Annotated in this window: 15 protein-coding genes; 2 read left to right on the top strand and 13 right to left on the bottom strand. The window is 32.1% G+C overall.

Features of this window, described 5'->3' with window-relative positions; translation table 11 throughout:
- Nucleotides 1-17: 17 nt before the first annotated feature.
- From LC076_RS03695 to LC076_RS03705, 3 genes are read right to left on the bottom strand one after another with little or no spacing between them, the layout of a single operon-like run.
- The gene (locus LC076_RS03695; RefSeq protein WP_413465939.1) at nt 18-251 is read right to left on the bottom strand and encodes a hypothetical protein; all 234 of its coding nucleotides are present in this window, start codon (nt 249-251) and stop codon (nt 18-20) included.
- A gap of 6 nt (nt 252-257) precedes the next feature.
- Nucleotides 258-1,466 carry a Ger(x)C family spore germination protein gene (locus LC076_RS03700; RefSeq protein ID WP_226666285.1) on the bottom strand — a complete coding sequence of 403 codons (1,209 nt, stop codon included), beginning with the start codon at nt 1,464-1,466 and terminating at the stop codon, nt 258-260.
- Between the two features lie 20 nt (nt 1,467-1,486).
- Entirely contained in the window at nt 1,487-3,070 is a 1,584-nt protein-coding gene (locus LC076_RS03705; RefSeq protein WP_226666286.1) for a spore germination protein, read from the bottom strand.
- Between the two features lie 228 nt (nt 3,071-3,298).
- Between LC076_RS03705 and LC076_RS03710 the strand changes: the two genes are divergently transcribed.
- Nucleotides 3,299-4,396, top strand: a complete 1,098-nt coding sequence (locus LC076_RS03710; protein ID WP_226666288.1) for a GerAB/ArcD/ProY family transporter — start codon at nt 3,299-3,301, stop codon at nt 4,394-4,396.
- A gap of 118 nt (nt 4,397-4,514) precedes the next feature.
- Here LC076_RS03710 and LC076_RS03715 read toward each other — a convergent pair whose 3' ends face one another.
- From LC076_RS03715 to LC076_RS03745, 7 genes are all read right to left on the bottom strand, one after another.
- Nucleotides 4,515-4,964, bottom strand: coding sequence for a hypothetical protein (locus LC076_RS03715; RefSeq protein WP_226666290.1), 450 nt, complete (start codon nt 4,962-4,964; stop codon nt 4,515-4,517).
- 656 nt (nt 4,965-5,620) lie between these two features.
- A complete protein-coding gene (locus LC076_RS03720) occupies nt 5,621-6,325 on the bottom strand; it encodes a hypothetical protein (RefSeq protein ID WP_226666293.1) in 705 nt (234 codons plus the stop codon).
- A gap of 52 nt (nt 6,326-6,377) precedes the next feature.
- On the bottom strand, nt 6,378-6,929 hold the full coding sequence (locus tag LC076_RS03725) for a GNAT family N-acetyltransferase (protein WP_226666294.1): 552 nt from the start codon (nt 6,927-6,929) through the stop codon (nt 6,378-6,380).
- 86 nt (nt 6,930-7,015) lie between these two features.
- The gene (locus tag LC076_RS03730; RefSeq protein WP_226666296.1) at nt 7,016-7,159 is read right to left on the bottom strand and encodes a hypothetical protein; all 144 of its coding nucleotides are present in this window, start codon (nt 7,157-7,159) and stop codon (nt 7,016-7,018) included.
- Between the two features lie 66 nt (nt 7,160-7,225).
- On the bottom strand, nt 7,226-7,528 hold the full coding sequence (locus LC076_RS03735) for a hypothetical protein (protein ID WP_226666298.1): 303 nt from the start codon (nt 7,526-7,528) through the stop codon (nt 7,226-7,228).
- A 223-nt stretch (nt 7,529-7,751) separates the two neighbouring features.
- Nucleotides 7,752-8,708, bottom strand: a complete 957-nt coding sequence (locus LC076_RS03740) for a DUF2705 family protein (protein WP_226666299.1) — start codon at nt 8,706-8,708, stop codon at nt 7,752-7,754.
- Nucleotides 8,705-9,640: an ABC transporter ATP-binding protein gene (locus LC076_RS03745; RefSeq protein ID WP_226666301.1), complete on the bottom strand. Its 936-nt coding sequence runs from the start codon at nt 9,638-9,640 to the stop codon at nt 8,705-8,707. Before LC076_RS03745 ends, LC076_RS03740 begins: the two co-directional genes overlap by 4 nt.
- 383 nt (nt 9,641-10,023) lie before the next feature.
- Between LC076_RS03745 and LC076_RS03750 the strand changes: the two genes are divergently transcribed.
- A complete protein-coding gene (locus tag LC076_RS03750; protein ID WP_226666302.1) occupies nt 10,024-10,275 on the top strand; it encodes a hypothetical protein in 252 nt (83 codons plus the stop codon).
- Between the two features lie 132 nt (nt 10,276-10,407).
- Here LC076_RS03750 and LC076_RS03755 read toward each other — a convergent pair whose 3' ends face one another.
- The 3 genes from LC076_RS03755 to LC076_RS03765 form a co-directional block, all read right to left on the bottom strand.
- Entirely contained in the window at nt 10,408-10,863 is a 456-nt protein-coding gene (locus tag LC076_RS03755) for a GNAT family N-acetyltransferase (protein ID WP_226666305.1), read from the bottom strand.
- Nucleotides 10,864-10,974: 111 nt separating this feature from the next.
- Nucleotides 10,975-11,769 (bottom strand): phosphotransferase, encoded by a 795-nt coding sequence (locus LC076_RS03760; protein WP_226666306.1) that lies wholly within the window; start codon nt 11,767-11,769, stop codon nt 10,975-10,977.
- 78 nt (nt 11,770-11,847) lie between these two features.
- The gene (locus tag LC076_RS03765; protein WP_226666308.1) at nt 11,848-12,726 is read right to left on the bottom strand and encodes an alpha/beta fold hydrolase; all 879 of its coding nucleotides are present in this window, start codon (nt 12,724-12,726) and stop codon (nt 11,848-11,850) included.

Raw genomic sequence — 12,726 nt, forward strand, 5'->3', positions numbered from 1 at the left:
TCACAATAAAATGTTACCTAACTTAACCAAGTCATAAAAACATCGCTAATTGGCTGATAGAAGAATATCAGTGCCTCTAAAGGGTTAGGTATATGTACGTTTAAAGCATTAGCTATACTTAAACCTACTCCTAAAATCAATAGGATACCGAACACCCATAGTTGTTTTTTCTCTTGCTTTCTAATAAGACTAGGTACTTCTGCCATTACTATTATTAATCCTAATGAAATAATGCCTATCATCTTCCACACAAAGCTTTACTCCTTTATTTCAGATGTAATAGAATTCCCGATCTTACCTAAACGACGAATCTTTATATCTGCTTTGACATTGATTTCAAGGTCAGTAAAATGTTTATCATTCCAGTTACTTTTCAGGTTTTCCCATTCTTCAGCATTAGCTCTATGAATAGCATCACCGAACCCAAAAACATCTGTACTAAAATCTTCTTGTACATTATTTATAGTCATTTCCACAAGATTCATCAAATCTTTTTCTACTGATTTCTCTAATTCTTCAATTGTTTTTTGTTTTGTTAAATCAATGTCACACTTTACTTCCCCAACATTTCCTTCGGACTTTATTTGGATCTCAATCTTGGGTGTATTATTTTCTACTTTTCCCGTTACTTCGGTTTTTGACTTTACAATCTCGTAATTAAATTTTCCTTCTTTTGGACAATTAACATTTGTTACTGTATTTTTTACATTATTCATAATAAAGTTATATCCTTTACTTTCATCTTGATCCAGCCAACCCAACATTTTATCACTCTTAAAAACAGCTAATCCTGAATATTTTAAGTAAGCTGTTGGCTTAATCGTTTCTAGATTTTTTTTTGTTTGACCAGCAGCAGGCTCGCCTATAACCTCTATACCTGTCAATACAGGATTTTTCCCTTCGGTTACCAAATCCTGTATTAATTTATCTAACGTAATAGCAGCTGTAGGTGCCCAAGTCTTTTCAGAAGTTTCAAGAGAGGATACCATGTTATTTGCTGGTATTTTCTCAATTGAAGTTAATATAGATAAAATATTTTCAGCACTTGTATTTTTCGCGATAACAATATAAAAATCACTTCGATATTCATGATCTCTTGAAAACATATCTAACACTTCACCTATACCTTCTTTTGCTAGAGATTCTCCTATGACAAGAACACGTAAATGAGAATGGTATATTGGTCTTGGACTTTTTGTTGTTAACTCGCGCATTGCTTCAAAAACTGTATCTTCAGTTGTAGTAAATATTCTTACCGGTAAGCCTGAAGCCGCACCGCTTGTCTTTGAAGCGATTTCGCCAGGTATGACAATTTGTGTTGAAATCTGATATTTCCCTTCATCATCTATGTCTATTCCCTCCCCAACACTTATTGCAAGTTCGTTTAATTCACGACGATTCCAGCAACCTGAAATAAACAAAACTAAGATAACTAAGATAACCAATGTGATCAATTTTCTAGTCATATAACAAACTCCACCCTTTTTTATTTATCTGGCGGTTTTGGAGAGGGACTTTGATTCCGCTTTATATTTTGTTCACTAATTAATCGAGGGCGTGTTTTTAAACCCCAATGTGGAAATCGAAATAGAGAATCCTTTTGATCTTGCAATATAAATGGTCCGAAGGGACTCATATATGGAATCCCAAATGAACGTAAACTACATAAATGTAAAATTAGAGCAATAAAAGCTGCTGTAATCCCAAATAATCCAAAGGATGCGGCTAGCCCCATAAATAAAAATCGGAGCATTCTAATTGAAATACTCATATTGTGAGCTGGGATAACAAAACTAGCAATGGCTGTTATCGCCACAACTATAATCATTGCAGCAGATATAAAACCTGCTTCAACAGCTGCAGTTCCAATAACTAACGTACCTACTATTGAAATCGCTTGGCCAACTGACTTAGGCATTCTTATGCCACCTTCTCTCAAAATCTCAAAGGTTACTTCCATTAAGATCGCTTCCACAAAAGCGGGAAAAGGAACACCTTCCCTTTGTGAAGCTAAACTAATCAGAAGTGGAGTTGGTATCATCTCTTGATGATAAGTAGTGATTGCGACAAAAAAAGATGGAGCTAATAAAGCAATGAAAAAGCATATGATTCGGAGAAATCGTATAAGTGTACTAAAATCCCACCGTTCGTAATGGTCTTCAGCCGCATGAAAGAACTCAATAAACAGGGAAGGAACTAAAAGGACAAAAGGTGTTCCATTTACTAAAATGGCTACACGACCTTCCAAAAGTCCTGCTGAAACAACATCAGGTCTTTCAGTATTATACATCGTAGGAAATGGAGAAAATGTTTTATCTTGAATCGATTCTTCAATATAATTACTTTCCAATATCCCATCTATCTTTATTTGACTAAGGCGTTCTCTTACTTCTTTTAAGACCTTTTCATTAACAATCCCATTAATATACATAATTGATACAGGTGTTTGTGTAACTCTTCCAATTTTTTTGGTCTCTATCCAAAGATCTGGACTATTAATTTTACGACGAATCAATGCGGTATTCGTTCTTAATGTTTCCGTAAAGCCTTCCTTAGGTCCTCTTACGACAGATTCTTGAGTAGGTTCTGTGACGCTCCTATCATTCCCACCACTTATCCCTATAGTGAGCCCCTTGGTAACTCCGTCGATCAAGAGAATAACATGTCCGGAAAATAAAGACGAATACAAGTTCTCAAAATCCTCTAAATCTTTAATACTCCCTACTGCAACAGCTGAATCTTTAATAGAACCTAACAGATCACTCTTAGATGTATGAAAAGCATCATTGTGAAAATCAAACATTAAAGTTTCTATTATAAATTCATTTATTTGTTGGGTATCAACAAGGCCATCAATATATATTATTCCAGAAGATATATTTCCTTCTTGCCCTACTTTTACTTTTCTGATGATCACATCATCACTTTCACCTAGCGCTTCATTAATAATCTTTATATTTTGCTTTAAAGAAGAATATAGTAATTTTTTTATGCGTTCTTCCTTATTATCTGTAACCAATGATTTATTATCTTTTTCTGGCTTTTTAAAAAAACTTTTAAAAAGTTGCATCAACCCTCACCTTACTCTTTCATCTAAAAGACCAATATTTGCTATATGTAATTTTATTATTTGTTTTAATAACAAGATTATTCTTACTAACTACATTTAAATGGAATTTCAAGAAATTAATACATGCTCAGACCTTATTAAGAATTAAAGTATACGTTTGGGGTAATGATAAATTTATTCATAGTTTCAGCAATAGATAGCATGGAAAATATCGTTAAGGAGAAAGTGATGGATTATAGAAGACAACAAATTAGTATTCATCAATTTACAGTATTACTTATTATTTATATTGTCGGTGATGCCATTTTAATCTTACCATCTATCATCGCAGCAGAAGCAAAAAAAGATGCATGGATAGCGGCTATTTTCAGTTTATTTATTGGAATGTTTATTGTTTATTTCATATATGGTGTAAGTAAACTTTATCCTCATTTAACCATAATTGAATACAATAAAAAGGTGATGGGAAAGGTTATTGGAAGTTTGATTTCTTTATTATATTTATCTTATTCTTTTTTATATGCAGCGGTTGCTTTAAGGGAAGTAGGAGATTTTTTAACAACTGAAATATTACCCGACACACCTATTGAAGCAATACATATTTTATTTGCACTAATTGTCATTATGGCGACCCGACTTGGTTTGGAGAATATTGCACGATGTTTAGAAATCTTATATCCATATGTATTTCTGCTATTCTTCATTCTTGTTATATCTTTAATTCCTCAAATCAATTTCGAAAATGTTCAACCAGTTTTAGAAGATGGCTTTAAACCTGTTGCTCGTGCTTCGTTAACATTCATTACCTACCCTTTTGTTGAACTTGTTATATTTATGATGTTTTTGCCCTACATCAATGAAAAAGCTAAAGTAAAAAAGCACTTTTTTGGAGGAGCTCTAATTGGAGGTCTTATTTTAGTTCTTTTTACAACTTTAACGATTCTTGTTCTCGGATATGAACAGACATCAAGATATATGTATCCTGGTTATTCATTAGCGAAGAAAATTAATGTTGGCCATTTTTTTTCAAGAGTAGAAGTGATCCTTGCAGGTATTTGGTTTATTACGATATTTCTTAGAATTACGATTTATTTTTATTTTACTTGTCTTGGTTTAGCACAAGTATTAAATCTTAAAGACTACCGACCATTTGTATATCCGCTCGGAATGATTATGGTTGTCCTGTCGATTAGTATTTCACCAAACGTTGTGTATATAAATCAAATGAGTTCAATCTGGCCTTTTTATGACTTAACTATTGGTGTGTTCTTGCCACTTTTATTGGTTTTATTAACTTTTTTTAGAAGAATATTTAATATTTCTTAAGATCGACCTAATATACTGGATTCCTTAAACAATCGATGAGAGCAAGCTTAAAAAAGCATTTTTCTGCTATTCAGCAAAGCACATCACGAATAGTTGCATATATTTAATTAGCAAGTAATTAAACAGTCTCAGTTAATAAGACAAAATATACGTTCAATCCATTCAGACTGATTGAAAACGCTCGACCTTCGAGGCACGAAGTCTTTTGAGGTGCGGAGTTATCTTTTTGGTAATTGCACCGCAACAAGATTAGTAATGAGTTTGTCAACATTTTGCAGACTTTGTTTTTCTTGATAGCTAAAATGACTATAAAGTTAACAAGGGAACCAAATAGAAGAGTAAAAGAGAAATAAACACTTAAAATTCCAATACTGAAACCTCCACCTATTACATGAAAAAAAGCAAGCAGTAACGGTATAATAAAAACTAAAATGGCCAATACAATAAGCATGATAGTCGGAAGAAATTTTTTTGAATAATGAACTTTTATCGTCCAATAAACTGAAGCTAAAATGATAAATAACGGTAATAAAAATGCAATTAAAACATTTCCCATAGATGTATCCAAAAATAATCCCTCCTTTTATAGCCTTCTCGGTACACATTCAGAAATAAGTGACACATGTACTCACCTATCATTCTACACTTTCTTTCATAACCTATTATTTTAACGCGACCTTCCTTTTATATAACCCCTGACAGAAATATTGATAAAACCATGAAGCCTATAAAAGAAACTGCCGCAAGTGAATTTGCTATAATGATTCTTTGCTAAGAAAAGTATTAACATTTACAATTAAAAAAATCAAATCAATACTAATTGAGATATTACTATGTTGTTATTCCTTTATTTCTAATAAACTGAGTTAGTTTCACTATTAAATTCCCTTTTAATTTCTTATTAACGTATTTCAAATATGTTGAATTACTTTGTTACTAAAATGTAAACTATTTAGGTTGATTGTAGCGAAAGGTGCGAGACTCCTGCAGGAGCAGCGGGACAGGTGAGATCCCACAGGCGTTTACGCCGAGGAAGCTCACCGCACGGCCCAAGGAAAAATCGGTCATTGAAAAAGCCGGTAGTTTGGCTTTTTAATATTTTTCCCTGCGGAAAGCGAGCATCCTGTAGCGAAAATCAACCTCCGCATAAACTATTTAAAATGCAACTAAGTTCTCAATAAAACCTTGTTATTTTACACTCGTATCGACTATTCTTCTATCATTCTATTTATCTTTAAAATAATAAGAATGTAAAATTAAAGCGACAATATACTCTTGATTAGATTGTTTACTCTCAATTACTTTAACGTTACTCAGAATATTATTTGGACTTAAAGTTGCATATAATTCTTCGTTATCGGCTAATGAAATCTTAGATGTAATAGTTGATGCAGAGGAGGTATATTCTGACTCGTTGAATTTAAATGTAATGGCTTCTTTTAATTTCGATGTGTTTTTAAGGGTAATTTGTGTAGCTGCTTTCCCTATTTGTTTTCCATTTTTATAAATCCTCCACTGATCTTGATTCGATAGCCATTTTTCACGATACCAGCGAACATCATATTTATTTTGATCAATTTCAATATCTAAACATAAATACCAATTGCAACCGAAAATATCACCAAAGGCATATTGCCATTTGTTAGGGAAATATCGTTTGATGTATCCTCTATGAATCGTTCCTTCATAAAGTGGTTTTTTAATGAGTAATGATTTTTGAATAGTATAAAAAGACCATCCAGTAATATCTTTAGGAAAATAGGAACGTTCTTTATCAGCCATTTTTTTACTAATTAGAAAAATAACTAGAGCAGCAGTCGGGAACAAAAAAATCATCGCAAACGATAATGGCTCAAATGCGTCAAATACAAGATAACGAGCAAGCGCTGTAAATAGCAATAAAACAAACAGTAGTAGTAATTCAATCATGATCGTTCACCTCGATCGGTATAAATTTTATATGTAAAACTTGATAAAACCTTTATTTTTTAGATTCACGAAAGGAAAGCCGGTGAAAAGTATTAAGATATATAAATAACTCCTCGCCAGTTATTTCTTTGGAATGTGCAATGAGGGGTATATACATAGCATGGTAAGTCTCAGGTACCCAAATGTACTGATGAACGTACTTTGTTAACAAAAAACCATACGAATTCCAAAAATGGATACGTCTTTTATTTTCTTCTGTTTCTTCTGCCTCAGTTTCAACAATTAATTTTTGATACCCTTCAGCACTAGCTTTTTCTCTAAGGTAATGAACAAATTGTTTACCAAGTCCTTGACCACGCTTGTCCACTGATATAGCTAAATAATCAATGATCATAACACGATTAGATGATAAAATCCCCGTAAGCGCCATACCTACCGCTTCAGTATTGTTGTACCACACATGAAGCTCGGCAATTCTTTGATTCAGCATATTTTTAATTACCTTAACTGGCTTTGCTCCTTTATCTCCAAACTCTTCGAAATAAATCGGACTAATATCATGCCAAATTTCATCACTCCAAGAACCAATTGTAATAATGTTCATGAAAATTTCTCCTAACTAATCAAAATAAAAGGTTTTTGCCGTCCAATTTTTCAGCTAGTTTAAATTAATTATTTCTGGTGATTTTTTTAAAAAAAGTAACTACTACCTCCCATTACAAATCCACCAAAAATACTCATTAATGTACCGATGATTATCCAATGAGTTGACAAATATATACCTAACATCAACATCATTACTCCTAGTATCGACAAAGCAATTGTTTTGTACATGATAATCCTCCATCAAATTTTATTGCTTCTTAAAAATTAATACTTATCTAGCAGAAACCGAGTCTATTACTCAAATAACAACTTCCCAAACATTTCATACCAAATATTATCTATTAATACGATAATGATTACTGCTAATACAAACGATGCAGCTGACAAAAGGATCTTTACACGCAATCTTGTCTTGAAATTTTTATATAACCTTCCCATAATACTTGCTAAAAAAATGACGATAGGAATACTTATACAAATGACCAATAAATCAACAAGATTAAATGGACTACCCATGTAGGAATCTGCAAAATAGTTAAGAAACAAAATTGTGATAAATAATATGAGTTGATACCCACTAAATTTAAGCCAGGTCATTTAAAGGCTCCATTCTGAATTGTTTAAAATAATAAAAATATAGACATTTCATTTATATTGCGTCATTTATTTGATCTCATTTTATCATTTATTCCTAATTTTAACATAATCTACTTAACCCTTAGGCATTGATTTATACAAAAAACAATCCCTCTAGAATGATGTTCTTCATCCAAAGGGATTTCTTTATTAGAGTGTGATTTTAACGAATGATTTACTATCTTTAATAAGAAACATCTTTCTTTTGGAAAAAGTAAAATGTTAATGTTAAAAATATAACAAAGTAAACTGATAAGATTGATAGTGAAAACCCAATTGTTGCACCTTCAAACATGGGTGCAGATTCAGAGATATAGCCTCTAATATCAAGATGTGGAAATAAAATAAATTTCAACCATTGGTATTTTTCAACAAATGATTGAATGAGTATATTCAGAGTGGATGAAGCAAATAAGATAAATATAGATATACCAACTGCAATTGATTGATTTTTAAATAAAGTGCTTAACATAAACGCTAATGTTGTGATAACCAAGAAGCCTGGGATCCAATAAACAAACATATTAACAACATAATCTCCAACTATGATAGGTGTAAATTCAAAGGATGATGGATCAATGATTTTATCAGAATATGCTCCATTACCAAACAGCAATGTACCTATTAAGAAGCTTGATGCTAGTAATATGAGAATTAATAACCCCGCATATATGACGGAAACAATATATTTAGATAATAATATTTTCCATCGCTTATAAGGTCTTATTAGCAATTGTTTTATCGTGCCATCTGAAAATTCAGACGAAACTGATGAACTACATACAATCACAACAAATAATGTAATAAACGATGTTAATAAAGTTGTCCAATCTGCCATATATGTCCAGTTTGTACTTAAATTAGGATTCATATTAGCATCTAAAAATTGTGTGTCATATGCAATTTCTTCCATCAGCATTGATTTTTCTGCTTCGTCAATATTTTCGTCTTTTATCGTTTCCTGATTTTCTTGTATTTTTGTTGTTAATTCTTCTTTCCAGTTTTCATTTGTATTTTCACCATTTATCTTCATTTCAATAAATGCCGTTCCGATTACTGCAATTAATATAAAGACGATGAACAAATAGGTAGACACCTTTTGAAATATTTTCATCCATTCATTTTTTAGTAAAGAGATCATACTGATTTCCTCATTTCTTGCTGAGTGATTTCAAAGAATTTATCTTCGAGTGATTTTTTTGTCACGTTTATTTCGTAAACATCCACATTATTTTTTATGAAACGACAATTTATTGCAGCTGTTTCTTCTCGTGTAGCTGATAAAGTAATCGTATGCTGTTCTTGTTTCAAAATTGGAGACGTAGTGAATTCATCTTTAAGAATGTTCACTGCTGTTTCAACATCATTGACGGTAAAAACAACTTCATTTATCGCTTCCGCAATTTCTTCTACTTTAGCATTTTGTTCATCATAAATGAGATGTCCTTTTTCAATAATGGCAAATCGATCACACATTAACTGCATTTCCGATAAAAGATGGGAAGAAATTAAAACACCTACGCCTTCACTAGCTAATAATTTTAAATGATCACGAAACTCACGAATTCCTTGAGGATCTAAGCCATTAGTTGGTTCATCAAATATTAATAAAGCAGGTTTATGTAATATTGCTTGTGCAACACCAAGTCTTTGACGCATACCTAATGAGTAGGTTTTTACTTTTTTGTCAATGGCATGATCTAATTTTACTAATTTCACCACTTCATCTATTCGTTCAGGGGAAATCTTACTTGATGACATACGAGCATAGTGAAGAAGGTTTTTTCTACCTGTCATATATTTATAGAATTCAGGATTTTCAACAATCGCGCCTAGTTGACTCATAGCTTTTTCGAAATCTTTATCAAGATCATAGCCATTAATGTTTACAGAACCACCCGTCCGATTAATAAGACCAGTAATCATTCGGATAATTGTCGTTTTCCCCGCTCCATTTGGACCAAGAAGACCAAATATCTCATTTTTGTTAATCGTAAAATCTACATTATTAACAACAACAGTTTTTCCTATTTTTTTATTTAAGGACTGTACTTTTAAAACAGCTTCAGACATAAATACATACCTACCTCTAGTTTATTTAAAATTTTAAATTGCTACTTCTTTTTCTTTCTCTTTCTATGATGCTAATATCTTCACTCTACTAGTAAGTTTGGTCAATGTTCAAAATAGTAGATGACTAGATTTTCACCTCATCGATATTACCCAAATCACACAAGGGTAATATTACCATACCGACTATAAATTTCCAACCCCCTAAAAACTATTTCTGGATAACTTTCAATCTACTAACCCGAGGGAACTGTTCCTCAGTTTTGTGAAAGGTTAACGTTTAGTAAAGATCCGTGTTATGAGAAATTCAATAAACCGAACTTTTTCATTTTACTTTCGTATTAATAGAAAACGAAGTAAACTATTTAACGTGTGGAGTTGAAATTATGTTAGGAATAAGTGTAAAAAAATCAAATGATACAGTTATTATTAAATGGCAGTTAACAAAGGTTATAATTCCAACATCAGAAATTCTTGAAGTGTGTTTAGATGATACATATGCAGGAGAAGAGAAAGAGGCGATTCGAATTGGCACACCTTATTGGACGACTGATAGAATTGTCATTAAAACGAAGACGCAAACTTATATTCTTTACACGACAAATACGACCACGATAAAAAATAAAATACTTTCTTAGCAGATCTAAACATCATTTCATTTCACACTATTTGAAGAATTGTTTAATGGTGAAAATAAGCACCCATCCAAGAACTGTCTTGTGAGGGGTGCCTTATAAAAAAAGAAGTCAAGATGATTTATTCTTATCTTTCTACAATTCCTTTTTCATGAACACACTGTTAGGATCTTCAATATAATCTGAAAAAGGCTCGCAATATTGAAACCCAGAACTTATGTATAATCTTTTAGCTGGCTCAAAGGCGTCCATTGATCCAGTTTCTAAACTTAATCTTTTATAACCGCGTTGTTTAGCTTCTTCAATTATATGAAGAAGCATTTTTTTCGCCACTCCTTTTCTTAAGTGTGACGAAGAAGTGCGCATTGATTTGATTTCAGCATGTTTAGAATCAAGTTCTTTAAGAGCACCACAACCTAACAACTCCTCCTCTTCCCACGCAGTCCAGAATGTAATAGTAGGTTTTTTTAGTTCAGATAAATCGAGCGCATGTATACTTTCAGGCGGTGAATGTTCAGTCATACTGTGAAGGTGTTCGGTGATTAAGGCTGCAACTTCATTTCTAGATAAATCATCTACTTTAATTTCCATAGTCATCACTCCAGTTTCAATTCAATTGATTAATATTAACTTTTCACCCCAAAATACTACATTACTATTTATAAATATTACTTTTAAGGGGCTTCGTTCAAAAACCTATCTTTACATCCACTCTTTACCATGTTCCCGAATGAATTTTATATCCTTCTCATAGTGTTCCAGATGTCCTTCATCTATCATTTTTTGAAAAGCACGATCACCTTCTAAAGCTTTCCTTTTCATGGTTTTACATAACCCTTCTAATCGAAGAAGGACCATTTTCAAATAATCCTCTTTTTCAATTCCTTCACCGTAAGAATCGAAAAACAAGGTAACTCTTTGTTTGATACGATCGGCATGCTGTAATGAATGATAATGAATTTTCTCACCCTTTTCAGAAAGATAAAATCTACTTAAAGGAATACAAGTATAAAGCGTATATGCGATATCCCAAAGCCTAGGACCAGGTCCAGCCACATCAAAATCAATGATACCGATTGGTTTTTCGTCATTAAAAATGATATTATACAGGGCAAAATCGTTATGACATAAAACTTCAAATGGTTCGGGCGTGTTATCAATACATTGCCAACTATCATTATATGAAAAATCCCGAACAGAATCATGATAAAGACTTAGCATTCTTGCAATTTCTATTAAAACATCATCAGACCACATGTATTTCTTTAAAGGATAATGACCTGCTTCTCCATCAATAAATGATAGGATCTCTCTTTCTTTTTCATCAATACCTAGAAACTTTGGTGCAGCATGAAAACCTTTGTTCTCCAAATGCTTTAATAGTTTATGTATGTTAGAACTTTCTGCTTTTATCTCTCTTCTTACAGTTTCTCCCGAACGATAAACGTTAGAAACATTTCCACCAGTTAGTGCTTCTTCTTTTTCATGATTTGACATCAACAACACCTACTTACTATGACTTTATATTTTTGTTAAGAGAAGCTATTTTAAGAGATTTTTCATCAATAGAGAATATTAATAATGTAATTTTAGAAATTCTTGAATCTCATTATTTATTTTTGTTAAATGACTTTCTGATGGAAAATGACCCATTTCATAGGTAATACATTTTTTTAAATTTGGAATAATCTCTTTTGCTGCTGTGTTTACTTTACTTTCAGGGAAGAAAACATCATTTTTTCCTGCTATAACTAATGTCGGTGATTTGTATTTTACTAGTTCGTGCTTGTTAGTTAACTTAGGCATGTCTTGCTCTAATTTGACATACTTAAATACATCTCCAATAATGTTCTTATCTCTTTCCTTCATACTATGATCAGACATTACCCCAGAGATTTTATCAAGATATTTTGTTGATGAAGTGATGTTAAAAAGGACTAAAGGAGTTAAAATTTCCTTAATCATTTTCATTTTAGAGCCTAAACGTAAACCTGCTGGTGAAACTAATATTGAACAATCAATTTTCTCTGGCATAAAAGTGGCTAATCTTAAAATAATTCCTGCTCCATATGATGGACCAACAAATGCACAGCTTTTAATCGAAAAATAATTCATTAGTTCCTCAATCCAATAAGCAAAACTATGATCTTTTGCTGAAATCCTATGTTCATCACTATACCCTGGATGACCTATCGTATCTGGAGCATAAACTCTATAGTTTTCTGTCAAAGAAGTAAACCATGATAATGTCATTGGGTTTATACAATTACCACCTTGAAATATGAATATAGGTTTTCCATTCTTTGGTCCTGCTACAAGTACATGAGTGTTACCATACCTTGTGTTTACATAAACTCGTTCAACTTCAAAATTAAAAGAATTTATATAATGATCGTAGTGTTGAAGAATTTCCTTTTTTCCTTTATTACTTTTATATATCGTTTTTTGTCCCAT

This window comes from Metabacillus litoralis (assembly GCF_020524045.1).
Classification (GTDB): domain Bacteria; phylum Bacillota; class Bacilli; order Bacillales; family Bacillaceae; genus Metabacillus; species Metabacillus litoralis_C.